This is a genomic window from Actinomyces mediterranea, from assembly GCF_900155595.1.
GTDB classification, from domain to species: domain Bacteria; phylum Actinomycetota; class Actinomycetes; order Actinomycetales; family Actinomycetaceae; genus Pauljensenia; species Pauljensenia mediterranea.
Genome location: NZ_FTPB01000004.1, coordinates 706994 through 726897 on the forward strand (window position 1 = coordinate 706994; position 19904 = coordinate 726897).

At 63.0% G+C, this 19904-nt stretch carries 14 protein-coding genes, 1 tRNA gene, 1 pseudogene and 1 CRISPR repeat array; of the genes and pseudogenes, 11 read left to right on the forward strand and 5 right to left on the reverse strand.

Going from position 1 to position 19904, the window contains the following annotated elements; genetic code table 11:
- Positions 1–112: 112 nt before the first annotated feature.
- Genes BQ7471_RS07180 through BQ7471_RS07190 form a run of 3 tightly spaced genes read left to right on the forward strand, consistent with a single transcriptional unit; the run spans position 113 to position 2284 of the window.
- Positions 113–745 (forward strand): DUF47 domain-containing protein, encoded by a 633-nt coding sequence (locus BQ7471_RS07180; RefSeq protein ID WP_076465236.1) that lies wholly within the window; start codon positions 113–115, stop codon positions 743–745.
- Between the two features lie 4 nt (positions 746–749).
- Positions 750–1811 (forward strand): inorganic phosphate transporter, encoded by a 1062-nt coding sequence (locus tag BQ7471_RS07185; RefSeq protein WP_076465238.1) that lies wholly within the window; start codon positions 750–752, stop codon positions 1809–1811.
- Between the two features lie 2 nt (positions 1812–1813).
- The gene (locus BQ7471_RS07190) at positions 1814–2284 is read left to right on the forward strand and encodes a septum formation family protein (protein ID WP_235821258.1); all 471 of its coding nucleotides are present in this window, start codon (positions 1814–1816) and stop codon (positions 2282–2284) included.
- A gap of 21 nt (positions 2285–2305) precedes the next feature.
- Here BQ7471_RS07190 and BQ7471_RS07195 read toward each other — a convergent pair whose 3' ends face one another.
- Positions 2306–3373, reverse strand: a complete 1068-nt coding sequence (locus BQ7471_RS07195; RefSeq protein WP_235821259.1) for an NUDIX hydrolase — start codon at positions 3371–3373, stop codon at positions 2306–2308.
- 245 nt (positions 3374–3618) lie between these two features.
- On the opposite strand from BQ7471_RS07195, the gene cas9 reads away from it, so the two are divergent.
- The 5 genes from cas9 (at position 3619) to BQ7471_RS07220 (ending at position 11316) form a co-directional block, all read left to right on the forward strand.
- A complete protein-coding gene (gene cas9, locus BQ7471_RS07200) occupies positions 3619–6918 on the forward strand; it encodes a type II CRISPR RNA-guided endonuclease Cas9 (RefSeq protein ID WP_076465240.1) in 3300 nt (1099 codons plus the stop codon).
- An 11-nt stretch (positions 6919–6929) separates the two neighbouring features.
- Positions 6930–7841, forward strand: a complete 912-nt coding sequence (cas1, locus tag BQ7471_RS07205; protein WP_076465241.1) for a type II CRISPR-associated endonuclease Cas1 — start codon at positions 6930–6932, stop codon at positions 7839–7841.
- Between the two features lie 4 nt (positions 7842–7845).
- Positions 7846–8166, forward strand: coding sequence for a CRISPR-associated endonuclease Cas2 (gene cas2 / locus BQ7471_RS07210; protein ID WP_076465243.1), 321 nt, complete (start codon positions 7846–7848; stop codon positions 8164–8166).
- Positions 8167–8216: 50 nt separating this feature from the next.
- A CRISPR array of direct repeats spans positions 8217–8828; the repeat unit is 36 nt; unit sequence CAAGTTTATCAGAGGGAAGGGTGACTGATTCCCAGC.
- Positions 8829–9637: 809 nt separating this feature from the next.
- Complete coding sequence (locus tag BQ7471_RS07215) at positions 9638–9964, forward strand: DUF4342 domain-containing protein (RefSeq protein WP_076465245.1); 327 nt, start codon at positions 9638–9640, stop codon at positions 9962–9964.
- 116 nt (positions 9965–10080) lie between these two features.
- Positions 10081–11316 (forward strand): TsoY family (seleno)protein, encoded by a 1236-nt coding sequence (locus BQ7471_RS07220; protein ID WP_076465246.1) that lies wholly within the window; start codon positions 10081–10083, stop codon positions 11314–11316.
- A 28-nt stretch (positions 11317–11344) separates the two neighbouring features.
- Here BQ7471_RS07220 and BQ7471_RS07225 read toward each other — a convergent pair whose 3' ends face one another.
- Positions 11345–13729 carry an RNA degradosome polyphosphate kinase gene (locus BQ7471_RS07225; protein WP_076465248.1) on the reverse strand — a complete coding sequence of 795 codons (2385 nt, stop codon included), beginning with the start codon at positions 13727–13729 and terminating at the stop codon, positions 11345–11347.
- Between the two features lie 423 nt (positions 13730–14152).
- Positions 14153–14785 (reverse strand): hypothetical protein, encoded by a 633-nt coding sequence (locus BQ7471_RS07230; RefSeq protein ID WP_076465250.1) that lies wholly within the window; start codon positions 14783–14785, stop codon positions 14153–14155.
- Between the two features lie 78 nt (positions 14786–14863).
- Between BQ7471_RS07230 and BQ7471_RS07235 the strand changes: the two genes are divergently transcribed.
- The 3 genes and pseudogenes from BQ7471_RS07235 to BQ7471_RS07245 all read left to right on the forward strand — a co-directional run bounded on the left by BQ7471_RS07235 (position 14864) and on the right by BQ7471_RS07245 (position 18567).
- A tRNA-Lys gene (locus BQ7471_RS07235) sits at positions 14864–14938 on the forward strand.
- 57 nt (positions 14939–14995) lie between these two features.
- On the forward strand, positions 14996–17092 hold the full coding sequence (locus BQ7471_RS07240; protein WP_076465251.1) for a PfkB family carbohydrate kinase: 2097 nt from the start codon (positions 14996–14998) through the stop codon (positions 17090–17092).
- A 279-nt stretch (positions 17093–17371) separates the two neighbouring features.
- Positions 17372–18567, forward strand: a pseudogene (locus BQ7471_RS07245) (multidrug effflux MFS transporter).
- Positions 18568–18580: 13 nt separating this feature from the next.
- Here the strand turns inward: BQ7471_RS07245 and BQ7471_RS07250 are convergent.
- Both BQ7471_RS07250 and msrB read right to left on the reverse strand, forming a co-directional pair.
- Positions 18581–19459 (reverse strand): EamA family transporter, encoded by an 879-nt coding sequence (locus tag BQ7471_RS07250; protein ID WP_076465253.1) that lies wholly within the window; start codon positions 19457–19459, stop codon positions 18581–18583.
- Between the two features lie 3 nt (positions 19460–19462).
- On the reverse strand, positions 19463–19882 hold the full coding sequence (gene msrB / locus BQ7471_RS07255) for a peptide-methionine (R)-S-oxide reductase MsrB (RefSeq protein WP_076465254.1): 420 nt from the start codon (positions 19880–19882) through the stop codon (positions 19463–19465).
- Positions 19883–19904 lie beyond the last annotated feature (22 nt).

Consider the following 19904-nt stretch of genomic DNA (forward strand, 5'->3'; position numbering starts at 1 on the left):
CGCGTCATTCCCCCCGAGTCTTATCGCGATGCGGAAGTGGACGCGGCGCCGGTTTTATGCCCTAGTCTGTAAGCGCGACTAGTCCGCACCTCATCATCTCAGGAGGAAAATCGTGGGACTCCGCAAGGCCTCGTCTGGCCCGTCCTTCTTCGACCTGTTCACCGATCAGGCCACCAACCTGGTCACCGGGGCTCAGCTTCTCGCCTCGATCCTCACCGCATCTCCTCAGGAGTGCGTCGCGCTGCGCGATCAACTCCACGAGGTTGAGCACTCGGCCGATGAGATCAACCATCACATCGCCCGGCTCGTCAATCAGACCTTCGTCACGCCCTTCGATCGTGAAGATCTCGGCCGCCTGTCCTCGTGCCTCGACGACTGCATGGACCTCATCGACGAGGCCGGCGACCTCTACGTCATGTACGGGCTCGAAAACATCCCAGGCCCGACCGCATCCCTCATCGCCGAGCAGGCGGACATCCTCACGCGCTGCGCCGTTCAGACGGCGACGAATATGCCGTCGTTGAAGTCTCCTCTCGACATGCGCGAATACTGGGTGGAGATCAACAGCCTCGAGAACGAGGGCGACCTCACCTACCGCCGCGCGCTGACCGCGCTTTTCGATTCCGGGCTCGATCCGATCACGATCATCAAGCTCAAGGATCTCGTCGAGGTTCTGGAGAAAGCATCGGACGCCTTCGAAGATCTTGCGAATACGATCGAAATGATCGCGGTGAAGGAGTCTTGAGGCCGTGGATCTCAATCTGATCCTCGTCGTCCTGGTCATCGTCATCGCACTGGGATTCGACTACACGAACGGCTTCCACGACGCAGCGAATGCGATCGCCACGTCCGTATCCACGAGGGCGTTGACGCCGAGAGCCGCACTGTTCATGGCGGCCGTCATGAACATCGTGGGCGCGCTGTTGGGCACCGAGGTCGCCAAAACGATCGGTGAGGGGATCATCGACATCTCCCACTATTCACTGTCGACCGATGTCTCCATGCAGCGCGAGGGCCTCGTCATCGTTCTCGCCGCGCTCATCGGCGCCGTCGTCTGGAACCTCATCACATGGTGGTTCGGACTCCCCTCGTCGTCATCGCACGCTCTGATCGGCGGCCTCGTAGGCGCGGGCCTGGCCTCTGCGACTGCGGTGAAGTGGGGCGGGATCCTGTCTCACGTCATCATCCCGATGTTCGCCTCACCCTTTGTGGGCTTCTTCCTCGGCTACCTGCTGATGAAGGTGCTGCTCAAACTCGTCCAAAACCTCCCTTACCATCCGACGATGCGCCGCTTCCGCATCCTCCAGACCCTCTCCGCTGGTGCAATGGCACTCGGACATGGATTGCAGGACGCGCAGAAGACAATGGGCGTCATCGTCATGGCACTGGTCGCGGGCGGCTACGGCGAGCACCATGCCATCTTCGATCCGGTGACGGGCGACATGCAGATCCCCCTGTGGGTCAAGATCGCCGCCGCCGCCGCGATTTCACTCGGTACGTATTCGGGCGGCTGGCGCATCATGCGCACCCTCGGCCGCAAGATCATCGACCTGGATCCCGCACGCGGCTTCATGGCCGAGAGCGTGTCCGCGATCGTGCTGTATCTGTCGGCGTATGTCCTCCATGCACCGATTTCAACGACTCACACCATCACCTCCGCGATTCTCGGGGTCGGCGCGACCAAGCGCTTCTCAGCGGTGCGCTGGGGAGTCGCCGGCAATATCGTCGGCGGTTGGTTCCTGACCATCCCCGCAGCTGCGGCGGTCGCGGCGGTGGTCTTCTGGATCACCGGCTTCATCGTGGGAGTCTGATCGTGGGCTCGTCTCACGCCGATCAACGGGGTCTGTCCGCCCGCGCCATGAGCGCGAGCGGCGTCCTCGTCGGAGCGTGCGCCCTGGCGTTGTCGGGATGCACCCCGTCATCCGTCATGAATCTCTCCGTCGGCGATTGCATGCAGCTGCCAACGGATTCGACTGCGGTCACCATCGACCGCTCATCGTGCACCTCCCCCCACCAGGCGGAGGTCGCGGCCGTCATCAATGTTCAATCGGATGCGGACGCCGCTTTCCCCGGGAATGCGGCGCTCAATTCGCAGGCGGAGACAGCTTGCGTCGAGTCTTTCGAGGATTACGTGGGCGCAGCCTACGTGTCCTCCTCGTTGGATGTCACGTGGCTGACTCCAACAGCGGAATCGTGGCAGCGGGGCGACCGTTCGATCGTGTGCCTCGTTCACGCGATGGGATCGGCTGAGCTGACCGCCTCGGTCAAGGGCTCCGGGCTCTGATCTCCTGTGTACGGCCCACGTTCAGGAGGGGACGCCGAAGACTTCCTTCGTCCTTGTCCCATGGCGTTCGATCCCGATGACTGAGGGCGAGGCCGATGTGTGGACGACGTGCGCGATCAGCAGGTCCGTGGTGCCCAGCCAGGGGCTCGACGAGGGGAAGAGCCTGGTGAGAGTCGACGGCGCCGCATCGCGCAGTGGCTGCAGGAGGAGCGGGATCGTGGGGCGGTGGACGCAGATCGCCGTCGGCCCGGAGGCTTGGGCGACCAGGCCGCTCATGACTCGGGAGGCCGCTTCCGGATTCGCCTTCGTGGCATCCTCGGTGAGGTCGTCCTCGTAGAGGATCGGTGCGTCGGAGAGACCCGCCCATGGTGCGAGAGTCTGGCGGCACCTCGTCCACGGCGAGGAGACCGCCGATTCGATGCCGAATGCGGAAAGGATGTCGATGAGGTCGAGGCTCTGGCGCGCTCCGAGGCGCGTGAGGGGGCGCCTCGCCTCCCCGCCGAACCAGGAGGATCGGGACATCGCCTTCGCATGGCGGACGACGGCGAGCGTGGTCGTCACGAGGAGCCCATCGCGGGCTCGGGTCACCACTTCGGACAGCAGACGACGATCGCCTCTGCGCGTCAGCATCTGTTCGGCCCGGGAGGGCTTGGCCCACCTGGTGAGGTCGATTTCAGCGGTGGGCGCGGTGTGGACGGGAAGCCTGGTTCGCTCGACGGCGCCCCCCGATGAACGAGGATCGGATGAGACGAGGGTGCCGATCCAGTAGTAGACCTCTTTCGTCTGCCCGGATCCGAGACGATAGCGCTGCGTCGTCAGCGGCGCCCCGAGGACGACGACCAGCCCCGTCTCCTCCTCCACTTCACGGACTGCTGCGTTGACGATCGACTCACTGCGCTCGGCCTTGCCCTTGGGCCATGACCAGTCCCTGTATCGGGGCCGGTGCACCATGAGGACTTCAATGTCATGGGGGTCGATGGATTCGCCCGGGATGGGGGTGCGCTCGGGATCCGTGAATCGCCACACCACCGCGCCCGCTGCGCGCACGAGGCGCGAAGGAATCGGAGCTGGACGGATGAGACGCGGCACCCTCCAAGCCTACCGGCACCGACGCCCCCGCGCGTGTCGGCGGACCAGGGATGGCGTTTGACCGCATTCAATCCGATGATTCGCCGTTGTTCATGCCCGCGGACGACGCTGGCGCGTTATCATTGATTCTGACTGATTCTCAGTAAGTTCCGACTCGTTAGCGGAACTGAATGCTCCACCGGGCCACTCGATTGAGTGGCCCGGTTTTCGCCCAAATGTCCGAGTAATGCGCCATGATTGGAAACATGACCATCAACGACGACAACAATCCTCATCCCATCTATCGAATCGGCATTGATGTCGGAACACACTCAACAGGCTTCTGCGCGGTAGAAGTGGATGACTCGGGCTCTCCCCTCCGCCTCCTCAACTCGGTGGTGTTCATGCACGATTCTGGAATTGATCCAGCCGGAGCGAAAAAGGCCGAGACCCGGAAGGCTGTGTCTGGTGTTGCTCGGCGAACACGACGCCTCTACAGGAGTCGGCGTACTCGTCTTTTCGAACTCGATAAGACGCTGAGACGGCTCGAGTACCCGTTGATCGATCTTGAGTCCATTGAGGATCCCCGTGCGCCGTGGCATGTGCGATCCCGACTCACCCACGAGTTCATCTCCGACGAGGTCGAACGCCGTGAAGCGATCTCGATCGCTCTGCGTCACATTGCCCGCCACCGCGGATGGCGCAACCCTTATTCGAAGGTCGAATCCCTCCTCATCCCAACAGAGCCGTCCGAATTCCTTACTGGGTTGAATCAACGCATCGGCGAGAAGCTCGGTGAGAATCTCGACCCCGACCTCACACCGGGAGAGCTCATGTCGCGGCTCTTCGTCGCCTTCCCGACTGCTCGTATCCGCGGCCCTAAAGGCATCTTGAACGGGAAACTTCACCAGTCCGACAATGCACAGGAAATTCGTCTCATCGCCGAGATGCAGGACATCGATGATGAGGAACGGGATCTGCTCATTCGAACAGTCTTCGATGCGAAGTCTCCTCGAGGCAGTGCACAAGGCCTTCGAGGAAAAGATGCTCTGCCCGGCCAGCACCACCACGTTCGCGCAGAGAAAGCGCATCCTGTCTTCCAACTCTTCCGAATCGTCGGTGTCTTGACGAATCTTCGAATCAGAGAAGGCAGAGAAGAGCGAAGACTGACGCCTGATGAGCTCCGAGGTCTCGTCGACTATTTAGAGGTGACGGGCGCTGGTGACACTCCCACGTGGGGCGATATTGCTGACAATCTCGGTGTTGAGCGTTCAGCACTGCGGGGCACGGCTTCACCCGGTCCTGATGGTTCTCCTGCGCTGTCGTCTCCCCCGATTAACGTCACTGATAGAGCCATCGCGGCATCGAAGATTCCGTGGCTCGTCGACTGGTGGACGAGTGCATCTTCCGACGAGCGGGGTCGCATGGTTGACGCATTGTCGAATAGCGGCGGTTCAGAGGATACCCCCGATGCTGATGACGAGATCGCTGAGATCCTCGAACAGGCGTCTGAGCAGGATCAGGAGAAGCTCGATGCAATCTCCCTGCCGGCGGGTCGAGCCGCCTATTCGCTCGACTCCATGAGGCGTCTGAGTGAATACATGTTGGCGAATGGTGCTGACCTTCATGAGGCCCGCAAAGCCGTGTTCAACGTTGACGACTCATGGAGACCGCCAGCCGATCCAATCGGAGCCCCCGTTGGCAATCCTGCGGTTGACCGTGTGACGAAACAGGTCGCTCGATGGCTGTCCGGCGTCGAACGCCAGTGGGGACCTCCTCAGGCGATCAACATCGAGCACGTGCGGCATGCGTTGGGAAGCGAACGCGCTGTTCGAGAAGCAATGCGTGACAACGAAACACGTTTCAAGCGCAACCAGCGCATGTTCACGAAGATGCATGAGCAGCTCGGCCTGTCGGGTCGGCCCAGGCGCAGCGACCTCATCCGCTATCAGGCTCTGCAGCGTCAGAACGGCCAATGCCTGTACTGCGGCTGCATGATCACATTCGATACTGCGGAGATGGATCATATCGTTCCCCGCGCCGGATCGGGTTCGACGAACACGCGGATGAACCTCGCTGCAGTGTGCCGCACATGCAACCACACGAAGAGCAAAATGCCCTTCGCCGTGTGGGCGGCGACTGATTCCCGTCCTGAGGTTTCCCTGAAGGAGGCTGAGCAGCGCGTGCGTCACTGGCTCCGCGACGAGGGAGTATCAGCTCGGGATCACAAGAGATTCCAGAATGAGGTCATTCGTCGTTTAAGGACGACGACACAGGATGAGGAGTTCGACGGCAGGTCACTCGAGTCGGTCGCATGGATGGCCAATGAACTGCGCAATCGTATCGACCAGCACTTCAACGCACATGATCGGCTCGTCGATGTTGCTGTTTACCGGGGTTCTCTCACTGCCGAGGCCCGTAAGGCAAGCGGTTTAGAGCGGAGGGTCAACCTCATTGGTACAGGAGGCAAGACGCGATTCGATCGGCGACATCATGCGATGGATGCTTTGACCATCGCTCTCATGAACCGTTCTGTTGCTGCGTCCCTCGCATTGCGAACGAACCTCCGCGATTCTCAGCGGATCACGCGCGAGCCTGAGACGTGGAAGTCCTTCACGGGCACCACTGAGGAGGCTCGCCGACAGTGGTCACTATGGGATGACGCAATGCGACGCGCATCTGACCTGTTCAACATCGCATTGACTGAAGATGCGATCCCCATTGTGGAGAACATTCGTCTTCGTCAGGGCAGTGGGGCAATGCACGAAGCGACGATCTCTCCGTTAACCCGCGTCGCACTCAGCTCTGCTATGCCCGTTGATCTCGTCGACAGAGCATCGACACCCGCTTTGTGGACAGCCCTCACTCGTCTGCCCGACTTCGATGATCAGCAGGGACTACCCGCTGACGAGAACCGGGAAATCGTCGTTAATGGGCGCCACATTCGTGCGAGCGAGGACGTCTCATTCTTCGACACGGATGCCGCATGCATTGCTGTGCGGGGTGGGTATGCGCAGTTGGGAGCCTCTATCCATCATGCGCGTATCTTCCGGATCGAGGGGAAGAAGACGACATATGCGATGGTCCGCGTTTACCAAGTCGATTTGGTGAAGCATCGCAATGAGGATCTTTTCACCGTCGAGCTTTCGCCTTCCACGATCTCGATTCGCACGGCCGAACAGAAGATTCGGAGGGCGCTTGAAGATGGAACAGCCACCCAAATCGGTTGGCTCGTCGAAGGCGATGAACTCAGGATTGATTCGTCGGCGTTCACCTCTGCGGCAATCGGCGAGTTCTTCTCCGCATACCCGATGTGCCAGAGTTGGCGAGTGGCGGGTTTTCCAGGTCTGGCGAGGCTTCGACTGCGTCCACTCGCCCTCGCCTCAGAGGGGATGCCGGACGACGCGAGCGCGGGGATCAAAGAGATCATCGCAGGCCAGGGGTGGCGCCCAGCCGTCAATGCTGTCCTCAAGTCAGGGAGCGTTCATGTTGTTCGCAGAGATGCTCTGGGACGCCCCCGCTATCGGCGCACGTCGACTCTTCCGTTGTCACAACCATTGATTTGAGGCGATTGGCGTTGGCTTCTCAGTGGCGCATCGTAGACTTCTCGAACTTTGAGGGCGGCCTTAAGTCTGTTCGCGGAGGCATCGAGATCATTCCTGACTCCGGCGATCCAATGGTGGTACCCGTGGCCGATCTCGCGGTTGTACTCATCGGGATGCACGTGTCATTGAGTGCGGCCGTTCTACATCGGCTGTGCGAAGCGGATGTCGCCGTCTTGTTTTGCGACTGGCGCGGCATTCCTGAGGGCGGTGCGTATTCGTGGTCAGATCATGGACGTGTAGGGGCGCGGCATCGGGCACAAGCCGAGCTCACACTTCCCCGGAAGAAGAATGCTTGGGGGCGTATCGTTCGTGCGAAAGTCCTTGGACAGGCTGAGGTGCTCAAGCGCGCTGAGATTCCCGGCGGTGGAGAGCTACTCGCCCTCGCTGATGAAGTGCGCTCGGGGGATCCGATGAACATTGAGGCTCAGGCTGCTCGCCTGTACTGGCAGCGCTTCTTCGGGCGGAAAGACAAGCGTCTTCCCGGATCGGGCGAGTTGCTCGGGCACAATCCGTGTCTGGACTATGGATACACCGTTCTTCGCGGACTGGTCATGCGCTCGGTGATTGCAACGGGGCTCAATGGTTCGCTCGGCATCTTCCACCGTGGACGCAGCAACGTCTTCGCACTTGCAGACGATCTGATCGAGCCATTCCGCCCGTGCATCGACGATGCGGTGTTGGGACTCCCATCGGATGCCTCGCCGTCAGATCCCGACGTCAAACGTGCACTTGTCGCTGCAGCAACCCAGCGTTTCAACGAAGACGGGCTGCATGTCCCCGCTGTGGTCGAGTCGTTCGCCCAACAATTCGGGCGCTACGTCGAGGGTGACATTCAACGCCTCGACCCGCCTGTGTGGCGCGGCCCCTTCATCATGGAGTCGTAAGACGATGGCGGACGACGCGATGTGGTGCTTGGTGATGTTCGACTTACCGGTTGAAACGAAGACTCAACGTCGCGAAGCGACCAGGTTTCGCCAGTCACTATTGGACTGGGGCTTCTCCATGGTTCAGTTCTCCGTATACGTCAAGTATTGGCCGACGGGCGGTCAAGACGCCGCGACCATCTCCGCCATCAAGCGATGGCTTCCGCCTGGAGGACAGGTACGGGTCCTCGCCCTGACAGACCGACAGTGGGCGACGGGGCTTCGTTTTGACAACGCGAAGCCCCAATCAACGGAGCCGAAGCCCGAACAGTTGATGATTTTCTAACCCCGGACCGCTCAAAACCGTTGAAATCCTGCGGAAAACCCTTCCCTCGCCAAGTTTATCAGAGGGAAGGGTGACTGATTCCCAGCATTCGCCGAAGACTTTGACCTGGAAGCACAAGTTTATCAGAGGGAAGGGTGACTGATTCCCAGCTATCCAAGGTGAGGTGTACGTCCTCACCCAAGTTTATCAGAGGGAAGGGTGACTGATTCCCAGCCATCGAATTGTGCGCCTACACGCACTGCCAAGTTTATCAGAGGGAAGGGTGACTGATTCCCAGCCAGCCTGAGCCTCATGGTTGTCGCTGTTCAAGTTTATCAGAGGGAAGGGTGACTGATTCCCAGCGACTGGTCAATTTCCAGACCGAGGAAATCAAGTTTATCAGAGGGAAGGGTGACTGATTCCCAGCGTTCGATTGACGTCCACGATTGTAGTCCCAAGTTTATCAGAGGGAAGGGTGACTGATTCCCAGCTATGTCAGTGGCGCTGGGCGCGGCTTCGCAAGTTTATCAGAGGGAAGGGTGACTGATTCCCAGCCCGCCTGGCGTGGGGGGCCGATTCCGATCAAGTTTATCAGAGGGAAGGGTGACTGATTCCCAGCTCATCCCGAATGTCGGTGCCTCGACCATCAAGTTTATCAGAGGGAAGGGTGACTGATTCCCAGCGCGTTACACAACCCCCACATTTGTGCGCCAAGTTTATCAGAGGGAATTAGCAACAAATCCAAACAGCATATTCAACACTTCCAATATCGTGGTCACGACTACCAGAATAAATGACGATCAATCTTAATCCCCGTTCTTGACCTTCACTCTGATAATGGGGTTGTGCTCACGACGCGCATCGACCCCTTATCACCATTGGCCTGCAGGAAGCGGTGCTGAAACAACGGAAGTTATTCGAGAGGGGAACACCAGATCGCAGTTCGTGTTCTTCTCTCAGTTTGCCGCGCAGGCAGGATGAAGATTGGACTCTGGTTACTTCTTTCCTAGCGCACTGGGACGCGATGAATTCGTCACCGCCCGTTTCTACAGCCAGGCAACCGGCAGTAATCAGCGCTTGGTCGAAGTGTTGCGGCATGTCATCACTCCATCGTCAGCGATTATGCGACTCCCCTCTTCGTCGCGAGAATTCAGCGACATAATCGCCGGAGTCCAACGAGTCGTTGAAACCCAGTTAGCTGTCAGCGCGCCCGGAGTTGCGAGGCCGATCGGCGCGTGAGGACTCGAGCATCAATTGCTGTAGCCTTGTTCGAATGAACGCACCTGATGGCACAGGACGGCAACCCGCAGGTATTCAGGGCGAACCGACGATTTTCCACCGGTGCCCCAGCATCATGACTACCGCATTGCGGAATCGGAAGGGATTGAGATCCGGGAACAATCAGGGGGAATCCTCACTGCGCCGGGCACGCGTTGATGCTTGAATCAAAGACGGCGCTGAACCTGCGCCACACCACCCCCAAGGAGCAGCCATGACCACCGAGAACCCGAACCCCTCCTTCTCCGAACGTATCGACGTTGCCGGCGACCAAGTCGTTGCAGCAGTCAAGCAGCTCCTCAAGGACGGCTCCGTACGCCGGATCATCCTGCGCGACGACAATGGGCGCGAATTGTTCTCCGTCCCCATGAATGTCGGTGCGGCGGTCGGCGGCCTCGCCGTCCTCGCGGCGCCCACACTCGCAGCGGTCGGAGCGATCACCGCCCTCGTCACGAAAGTCACCATCGACATCGAGCGCACGGACATCACCCCTGAGGCCCCGGAGGTCGTCGATATAGAGCCCGACTCCCCCGCCGAGTGACGCCCCTGCCGGGGGAAACTCGCACACCCACGCGATCCCACTCCCACCAGTTGCATACCCCCAGGGGTATCCTCTAGCCTTTCGTGAACATTCACTTACGAGAGGTTGGACCACGCATGATCACCCACTTCAGTGAGAATTACCGCCCGCTGTACTTCCTATCCGCACTGGGCATGGGCGGCCTCAGCATCTCGTTCTTCATGTACTTGATGTTCCTCGTCCCCCACCCCAACACTCCCATCCCCACCTTCGACTCGCTCACTGCACAATTCGCCAAAGGCAATGTGACGGCGAACGTCCTCATGGTGGTGACGCTGCTGGCCATCGCCTACTTCGCCGTCCGCCACGTGCAGCTGCTGATCGCGAATATCGCCGCCTACCGGCGCTTCACCCGCACGCCCGACTACACGGCACTGATCTCCTCCAATGCGGAGGTCCAACTCATGGCAGTGCCGCTGACCCTGTCGATGACCGTCAGTGTGCTCTTCGTCCTCGGAGCACTCACCGTCCCCGGCCTGTGGGATGTCAAGGAATGGCTGTTCCCTTTCGCGCTCGCCGTGAATAGCGCCATCGGGGCGTACGCCTTCATGCTCTTCGGCCGATACATCAATCGGATCCTGTCCGACGGATCCTTCAACGTCGACGACACCAACCACTTCAGCCAGGTTCTGCCCTCATTCGCCTTCGCAATGATCGGCGTCGGCTTCTCCTCATCGGCGGCCATGAGCCAGACCCTGGTCACATCCCTCATCGGCGCCGCCGGGACCGCCCTCTTCCTCGCTGCAGCCGCGCTGTGGGGATTCGTGAAGATGCCCGTCAGTTTCGGCGCGATGCTTCGTCATGGAATGGCCCGCGAAGCCGGCCCAACCCTGTGGCTCGCGATCCCGATTCTCACCCTCTTCGGCATCGCCGGAATCCGCGTGAGCAGCGGACTCGCCCACAATGTGTTGCACTCCGATATCCCGGGCATCGTATGGCTCGTCTTCTTCGGCGCCATCGTCGCCCTGCAGCTCATCGTCGGCCTCTTCGGCTGGGCGGTCATGCGCCGCCAGGGCTACTTCTCCCAGTTCGTGAGCGGCCCGGGTCGGTCCATCCCCGCGTACGGCCTCATATGCCCCGGGGTCGCCCTCATCGTCCTCTCTCAGTTCTTCATCGGCCGCGGCCTGGTGGGCTCGGGAGTCCTTGAGAAGTTCTCCGTCACGCACATGGTGCTGCTCGCCCTCGTCTTCTTCCTGCAGCTGCTGACGATCCGCACCGTGGCGCGCCTAAACGCCAAACTCTTGGGAGTGCCGAAGCCGAGCGCCGAAGCGTCGGCGGACGAAGAGAACACGGAAGCGGTCTCTCTGCGTTGACCCCGCGCTGCGCTGATCTGGGCGGGGCCTACCTTCCGACAACCCGGGAGGAGGCCTCGTCCATCAATTCGGATTGCACATCCACCAAGGGGGAGCCGTCCTTCGCGAACTGGTTGCGCTTCCACTTGCCGTTCTTCTTCAATGCCCACGAGGACGTCCCCTCGGACACTCCGCGGCGCACGAGTCCCGCCAGATACGCGATCTGCGTCTCGTCTTTGATCCTCACCAGGGCCTCAACCCTTCGATCGAGATTGCGGTGCATGAGGTCGGCCGAGCCGATCCACACCTCCTCTGCTCCCTCGGGCCCGAAAGCGTAGATCCGGGAGTGCTCCAAGAAGCGACCGAGGATCGAACGGACCCGGATATTCTCCGATAGGCCCGGCACCCCCGCCCGAATCGCACAAATGCCGCGCACCAGAGCATCGACGCGAACGCCCGCCTGGGACGCCCGATAGAGGGCGTCAATGACAGCCTCGTCAACGGCGGAATTGACCTTAATGCCAATCCATGCATCCTCACCCGCCTTCTTCCGGGCGATCTGGCCGTTGATCCTCTGAATGAGGCCGTCCCGGATCGACAGAGGCGCCACGAGCAGGCGGTGGAATGTCGAGCGCGGCGCGTAACCGGAGAGCTGATTGAATAGGCGCGTCATATCCTGCGCCACCTCAGGATCACAGGTGAGCAGACCCAAGTCCTCATATCCGCGCGCCGTCTTCGGATGGTAGTTGCCGGTGCCGACGTGACAGTAGCGGCGCAGGCCATCGGTCTCTTGGCGCACGACGAGGGCGAGCTTGCAGTGCGTCTTCAAACCGACCATGCCGTAGACGACGTGGACGCCCGCCCTCTCCAGTTTGCGGGCCCAGCCGATATTCGCCTCCTCATCGAAGCGCGCCTTGATCTCCACGATCGCGACGACCTGTTTGCCCGATTGCGCTGCCTCGATGAGGGCCGACACGATCGGCGAATCCCCGGAGGTGCGGTACAGGGTCTGCTTCATCGCCAAGACATTCGGATCGCGCGCCGCCTGCGTGATGAACGCCTGAACCGAAGTCGCAAAAGAATCGTAGGGGTGGTGGAGAAGAACGTCGTGGCTGCGGATCTTGGCGAAGATATCGCCCGCGCGCGCCGACTCGAACTCTGCCAGTCCCGCTGCGGTGACCGGGACGTACTTCGGGTACTTGAGGTCGGCGAGGTCGAGATCGTGCAGTTCATTGCACAGCGTGAGATCGAGCGGCGCGGGCAGTGCGATGACATCCGCCGGAGCGATCTCCAGCTTCTCCACGAGGAATTCACGGACGAAGGGCGTAATCGTCTCTTCCACTTCAAGGCGGACGACGGGACCGAAGCGGCGCCTGAGGAGCTCCTCCTCCATGGCGGTCAGCAAGTTCTCCGCATCGTCCTCTTCCACTTCGAGGTCCTCATTGCGGGTGACGCGGAAGCCGTGGGCCTCGACGATCTCCACCCCCGGGAACAGGTGGTCGAGGTGTGCGCGCACCACGTCTTCCAGGGTCACGAAGGTGGCACCCTTTTCAGTGCCGACAATGTCTTCCACTGACCCGATGCCCGTCTTGCCCGCCGTCTCCACATTGATGAGGCGCGGCAGCGACTGGGGGACCTTGACGCGCGCGAAGTGCAGCTTGTCGGTCAGTGGGTTGCGCACGACGACGGCGAGGTTCAGCGACAGGCCGGAGATATAGGGGAAAGGGTGGGAGGGGTCGACGGCGAGAGGCGTGAGGACGGGGAAGATCTGGCGCCTGAAGTAGCGGGTGAGCTCCATCTGCTGTTCCTCGCCGAGGTCGTCCCAGCGGCGCAGGCGTATCCCCGAAGCATTCAGCGACGGCAGGATCTCCGACTGGAATGCGGCGGCTTGGCGCTCGAGGAGTTCACGGGCGCGCGCCTGGATCCCCTCGAGGACTTGGCGGGGCTCCAGCCCGGATGCGGATGCCTTCGCGATGCCCGCGGCGATCCGACGCTTGAGGCCGGCGACTCGGACCATGTAGAACTCATCGAGGTTGGAGGAGAAAATCGCGGAGAACCACGCGCGCTCCAGCAGTGGCAGGTTCACGTCCTCGGATTGTTCGAGGACGCGCTGATTGAACGCCATCCATGAGATCTCCCTGTCGGCGAAGCGCCCCCTGGGCAGGGGCTCGTCCTCGCCGAGCGGGGCTGAGGCGTCGATGTGGGTAGCAAGGGCAGGCAGTACCATCTGCGCCGGTATCGGGTCGTCGTCGTATTCGGAGTCCTCATGCTCGACGCCGACCAGTCCCGCCCGGTCCGCAGGGACAAGCATCTCATCGGCTCGCGCCACCTCCACTGCGGTTGCCTCGCCCACCTCCGGGGCGACTGCATCCTCGGGGATGGCCGGTCCCGGCCAAGAGCCATCGGGGGAGGAGAAGGTCGGGGAGTCGGACATTCGGGGTCACTTCCTCAATGTCGGGTCGCTTGGCGCGGTCCTGGGCGACGAGGGCGCTCCGCCCCATCCATGGGGTTAAACCCTCAGCGCGATTGCAGCCGCTTCCACCGCCGCTGCGGGCGCGTCTACTGTCGATCTTAGGCTGCCGGGTCGCTCCCCGCCGCTCGACGGCTCCCCGATAGCTGGGACTCAGACGGGTTCACCTTCGATGTCTTGGACGTGTCCTTTCTCATTCAAGGCACCCGGGGGTCGACATCGTTCCTCCGGAGCACCCGGATCTCGGGGGCTTCGCGCCCACCCTCGGGACCTATTCCAATGGCGTCATCGCGCCTGCGACTCCGCCCCTCCCCGACATCAGCACCTCGCGACCTCGCCCCACACACCAACACTCCCCAATCCTGAAGTGAGAGCCCTCTGCGGCACTCAATCCAGGTTCCCTACCGCTGCCTCCCGCGCGGCGAGGTCCAAGTCCTCAGCGGTCCTCAGCAGCGCATGGGCGCGCATCGTCACCGCGTGCGCGAGAGGATCGTTCGGGTCGGTGATCCACGATGCCCCACCGCCCTCCCCCGCTGCGAGGATCCTCATGGCGCGCGACGCATCTGCGAGGACACTCTGGAGGTCGTCATCGGTGAGGGTCCCGCGCAAGAGTGCGGCCACCTCGTCCATGACGGAATCGAGGGGGCGCACGTCGACGGGGTGCTCCAGTCCGGGGATGATCGCAGCGCGCTCACCGTCCTCGTAGCGGCTGTGGACGAGGGCGGGGTCGCGGTCGAACCACTGGAGGAGCAGGTAGAGTCGCCAGAAGGCTCCGGGGAGTGTGAAGTCGGGGCTGGAAGACCATAGGTGGGCGACCGCGTCGACGCCCTCCCGCTCAACGAGGGCGCGGAGGCGCTCGACCATCTCGGGCCCGAATTCATCATCGGGGACGCCCATGAGCGCCCACGCGCTGGTGTGGGCGACAGCGGAGGCCGCTGCGGGGTCCTCGTCGCCGACGAGGGCCTCGGCTCGCATCGGCGACAGCATTGCTGGCCGACGGGGGACACGGGATTGGGCCATTGAAGCGCCGTCCTCTTACACTAGGGATGCGGCGTGTCGCATGCTGGTGGTATTGTCCAGCGGTGGCGCAAACGCCGCGGGCCTATAGCTCAATGGTAGAGCAGCGGACTTTTAATCCGTGGGTTGGGGGTTCGAGTCCCCCTGGGCCTACCAGCACCGTCAACCATCATCACTCCCCGCGTCGGCGAACTCATAATCATAATAGAGCCTATGAGCGATGATGCACCCTCCACCGAGACCGCGCTGACGAGCACCGAGCGGGCTGTGGGCGCCCTCGTCGGGCTCGCCGCCGGGGACGCCCTCGGCATGCCGACCCAGTCCATGTCGCCCGAGCAGATCCGCTCCGAATACGGCTCCATCACCGGTTTTCGCGATGCATCCGCATCCCAGCCTTACGCGCCGAACCTGCCCGCCGGGCACATCACTGACGACACGGAGCAGGCACTCCTCGTCGCAGACCTGCTGATCTGCGGCGACGGGACGATTGACCCCGCAGCATTGGCGCACGCCCTCCTTGAGTGGGAGGCGGCAATGATCGCGCGCGGCTCCCTCGACCTGCTCGGCCCGTCAACGAAACTCGCCCTCGAACAGGTCCGCTCGGGGGCGGACCCCGCAACGACTGGGCGCACGGGTACGACCAATGGCGCCGCAATGAGGGTCGCCCCCGTCGGAATCGCGACCTCCACAGCGGATCGTGAGTCCTTCACGATGCGCGTCCTCGATTCGTGCCGCGTCACCCACTCGACGCATCAGGGCTTCGAGTCGGCGGCGCTCGTCGCAGCGACGGTGTCCCTCGGCATCGACGGGGCGGGGGTGCGCGACGCCCTGCGCGGGGCGCTGGAACTCGTGGCGTCACTGGAACCCCAGGGGACGTGGACCGGCAGGGCCAGTGTTGTCGCCACGACGAGGGCGGCCCTCGCCCACTCGTCCACGGCCCGCGCCGACGACATGAGCGACGATGACTTCCTCGACCTGCTGCGCGCAGAAATCGGGACAAGTGTCGAATCCTCAGAGTCGATCCCCGCAGCATTCGCCCTCGCCGACCGCTACTGTGACAGACCCTTCGACGCTCTGCTCGGTGCGGCGAATCTCGGAGGGGACACGGACACGATCGGAGCGATCGCGGGAGCCATCCTCGGCGCCTGCATCGGCCCCGGCATCGCGGGCCCCGACGCGAGGACGCTCATCGAGGGCGTCAACGGGATCGACCTATCGGCGCCCGTCGATGCTCTGCTCGCCCTGCGCCGGACTGCGCCCGAGGCGAAGAAAGGCGCAGCCGTGAGCCGATCCGGCCGTCCAGTGAGCGAAGGGGATCGTCTGGGCCGCGTCATCCTGCTCGGGCAGGTCATCGTCGATCTCGCGCTGCGCCTCGACGCGATTCCCTCCCCCGGCTCCGATGTCTTCGCCGAGGATGCGGGGATGCACACGGGCGGCGGTTTCAACGCTTTGTATGCGGCGACGCGGATGGGCGCCAAAACGGTGAGCCTCTCCGGTGTCGGAGACAGCGGTTTCGCCCGGATCATCACCGCCGACCTGGAAAGTATCGGGGTCGACGACGCGGGGCCGCACCTCACCGGCATTGACTCAGGCTATTGCGTGGCGCTCACCGACGCATCGGGTGAGCGGACTTTCGTGTCGACCCGCGGTGCGGAGACCCTTGTCCCCGCCGACGCGTGGGCCGCCTTCGCCCGCACCCGCATGCGCCCTTCGGATGTCGTCTATATCGACGGCTATGCACTCGCTCATCCTGCGAATGTTGGGGCGCTGAGAGCTGTCGCCGCACAGGACCTTCTCGCCGGTGCGCGCGTCATTGTGGACGTGTCGCCAATGGTGGAGTCCGTCGATCTCGCTGACCTGCTCATGCTCACCCCCTTGCGCCCCCTGTGGTCAATGAATGAGCGCGAAGCGCTAATCCTCTTGAGCCGCCTCGGCCTCGACGCAGCGGCCCGCACTGAGTCGACCGCTCACGGGGAGCCGCGCCCGGCGCTGTCCGCGAGTGCACTCGGCGAGTGCTTCGCCTCCGCGGTGCTGGTGCGGGCGGGGGCGGCGGGCGCGTGGCTGTGGACCCCTGGGGAGTCGTGCCCGCTGTACATCCCGACTCCGACGGTGAGCGTCGTGGATACGAATGGCGCCGGTGACGCTCATTCCGGGGTGCTGGCGGCCGCCCTCGTCGAGGGGGTTCCCCTTGAACGGGCGCTCGTCCTCGCCAATTGTGCGGGCGCTCTCGCGTCGACCAGGGTCGGCCCCGCCACCTGTCCGAGTCGCGACGAAATCGAAGCCGCAGCGGATGCGCTCCTCGCCGGTTAGCCCCACGCCCAGCGCAAAGAATCTCACATTTTGCGGCTTACGAGGCACCGCAGCGAATGCGTACCCTGAAACCATTCCTCCATCGCGGACTCCCACACTGTCGTCGGCATGCCCTTCAACATGCCCCGGCTGCGGGCACGCGCCACCTCACACATCACCGACAGAGAGCACATGAGCACCAGCACCGAACCATCCCCGGGTGCCACCGCTGCATTCGACTCCGCTGAGGCACCCGACGAGCGCTCGTCCTCGAGTATCGTCGGCGGAGCACTCACCACGATGCTCCTTGCAACGCTCGCCCTGCAGAACGCCGTGCCCCCGTTGGCGACGGACATGTACTCGCCGTCCTTCCCGAATATCACCGCCGATCTGGCGACCACGGCTACTCTCGTCGGGTTCACGCTCACCACCTTCTTCATCGGTTTCGGTGCCGGTCAGATCGCAGGCGGAGCCCTATCGGATCAGATCGGACGCCGCCGCCCGATGATCGCCGGAGGCCTCATCGCGGTGATCGGTTCGATCATCTGCGCGTCCTCCCCGAGCAGCGCCGTCCTCCTCATCGGCCGTTTCTTCCAGGGCTTCGGCGGCGGTGTCGCCTCCGCCGTCGGACGCGCCATCCTCGTTGACGTTGCACACGGCCACCTGCTGGCCCGCGCCATGTCGCTGCTTCAGGCGATCGGCGGGCTCGCCCCCATGATCGCCCCCGTCATCGGCGGCCTCGTCGTCACCTACGCGTCGTGGCGCATGATCTTCTGGTTCCTCACGGGTTCACCGTCATCATGGTTCTCGCCGCGTGGCGTTATGCCCCCGAATCCCTTCCCGCTGAGCGGCGCCGTGGCGGCGGCCTGTCTCGCTTCGTGTCCGGCATCGGTCACGTCATGCGGATCCGGCTCTTCGTCGGCTTCATGCTGACGAGCTCCTTCACGAGTTTTTGCATGTTCGGCTACGTGTCGAACTCGTCCTATGTCCTCCAAGAGCAGCTCGGCCTGTCCGCCATCACATTCTCGTGGATCTTCGGGGGCAATGCCCTCCTGTCGACGCTACTGGCCCTGGTAAATGTGCGGCTCATCGGGCGCTACGAGCCCCGTAGGCTCATCCTCTTGGGCATGAGCCTCGCTGCGGTGGGCGTCATCATCCTTGCCCTGTCGACCTTCGCGTGGACTCTGCCCCTCATTCCCACCTGTGTCGGCTTCTCCTTCATCATGGCGGCGAACGCCTTCATCTTCGGCAACGCCTCCGCTCTCGCCCTGGGCGAGGCCCGCGAACACGCCGGGACCGCGTCTGCGGTGCAGGGGCTCACGCAGGCGCTCGCGAATTCCATCGCCTCTCCACTCGCGACCTCTGGCGACGGACAGACCGCCGTCCCCATGGTGCTCGTCATGATCGTCGGCTCGCTCGGCGCGTGGGCGGCGTTCTGGCTGATCGCCCGCGGCGGCCAGAGCACTCATAGGTCGCGCCTGCCCATCGAGGAGTGACGCGCACGCACTGTTATGAGACGAGGTCGGCGGGCCGATGCCGCGGTTTCGGTGGCGCCGACGCGATCCATACCGCGATCGAGATGAGGACGAGGCCGACGAGTTCGCCAGGGGTGGGGACCTGCGCGAGCATCACCGCTCCGACGAGGGCGGAGGTGGCGGGCAGCAGTGCTGTGAAGAGCGCGAAAGTCGCTGCACTGAGGCGAGCCATCGCCATGGCCTCAAGGGTGAAAGGGATGACGGTCGACACAATGCCGATAATGATGAGCGTTCCCAGCACATTCCACGAGCCCACTGCGGCGATCCCCGCGGGGGCGAGCAACGGCGCGGATAGGAGCGAGGCGAAACCGAGGGATGCGGACAAGTTGGTGACCGCTGAGCGTTTCGACGCGATCGCCTGCCCGATGAGAATATAGCCCGCCCATGCGGCGGCCGCGGCGAGGATCCAGGCGATTCCCGTGATCGTGCCGGGCTCGTGGATGTCGAGGCCGAGTCCGCCGATGGAGGCGACGCCTGCGAAGGCGAGGAGCGCCGCGATGCGCGGCTCCCAGCCCCGCCCTCGTATGACTGCAACCGATACGGGTCCGAGGAATTCGAGGGAGACTGCGACGCCGAGGGGCAGACGCATGATCGCCTCGTAGAAACAGGCGTTGAGGGTGATGATGAACGCGCCGAAGATCATGGACCCGACACAGTCGCGCCTGCCCCACGCCTCGCGCCATGGTCGGCGCCAGGCGAGCAAGATGAGGGCAGCGGTCAGGACCCTCCACCAGGCGACCGATGCCGGTTCGATGCGGGAGAACAGGCCGACAGCCAGGCCCGCACCCACGTATTGGATGAGCGCGGATCCGACGATGAAGAGCTGCGCGGGGACACGGTCCGCGAGCCGCATGGACTACTCCTGGGTGGGGATGAAGGTGAGCGCCGCAGAATTCATGCAGTAGCGGCGACCGGTCGGCTGGTCGGGGGCATCGGGGAAGACGTGGCCGAGGTGGGAGCCGCAATTCGCGCAACGCACCTCGGTGCGGATCATGCCGTGCGACGTGTCCTCCGACTCGGTGGTGGAGGCGTCCTTGGACTGGTAGAAGCTCGGCCACCCGCAGTGGGACTCGAACTTCGCGGTCGCGTCGAAGAGCTCGGCGCCGCAGGCCGCACAATGGTAGGCGCCGGGACGGTCCTCGTTGAGGAGTTCGCCTGTGAAGGGGCGTTCGGTGCCCGCTTCTCGTAGCACGTGGTACTGCATAGGGGTGAGGATACGGCGCCACTGGGCGTCCGTGAGGGAGGCGGCGTCGTTGAGAGCCTGGAATTCAGTCATACGTCGATTCTCACCCCATCCC

Excerpts from the sequence above, each read along its gene's own strand:
- cas2 (WP_076465243.1), top strand. The coding sequence starts at position 7,846 with ATGGCGGACGACGCGATGTGGTGCTTGGTGATGTTCGACTTACCGGTT.
- BQ7471_RS07220 (WP_076465246.1), top strand. The coding sequence starts at position 10,081 with ATGATCACCCACTTCAGTGAGAATTACCGCCCGCTGTACTTCCTATCC.
- cas9 (WP_076465240.1), top strand. The coding sequence starts at position 3,619 with ATGACCATCAACGACGACAACAATCCTCATCCCATCTATCGAATCGGC.
- BQ7471_RS07240 (WP_076465251.1), top strand. The coding sequence starts at position 14,996 with ATGAGCGATGATGCACCCTCCACCGAGACCGCGCTGACGAGCACCGAG.
- BQ7471_RS07230 (WP_076465250.1), bottom strand. The coding sequence starts at position 14,785 with ATGGCCCAATCCCGTGTCCCCCGTCGGCCAGCAATGCTGTCGCCGATG.
- msrB (WP_076465254.1), bottom strand. The coding sequence starts at position 19,882 with ATGACTGAATTCCAGGCTCTCAACGACGCCGCCTCCCTCACGGACGCC.
- BQ7471_RS07215 (WP_076465245.1), top strand. The coding sequence starts at position 9,638 with ATGACCACCGAGAACCCGAACCCCTCCTTCTCCGAACGTATCGACGTT.
- BQ7471_RS07250 (WP_076465253.1), bottom strand. The coding sequence starts at position 19,459 with ATGCGGCTCGCGGACCGTGTCCCCGCGCAGCTCTTCATCGTCGGATCC.
- BQ7471_RS07225 (WP_076465248.1), bottom strand. The coding sequence starts at position 13,729 with ATGTCCGACTCCCCGACCTTCTCCTCCCCCGATGGCTCTTGGCCGGGA.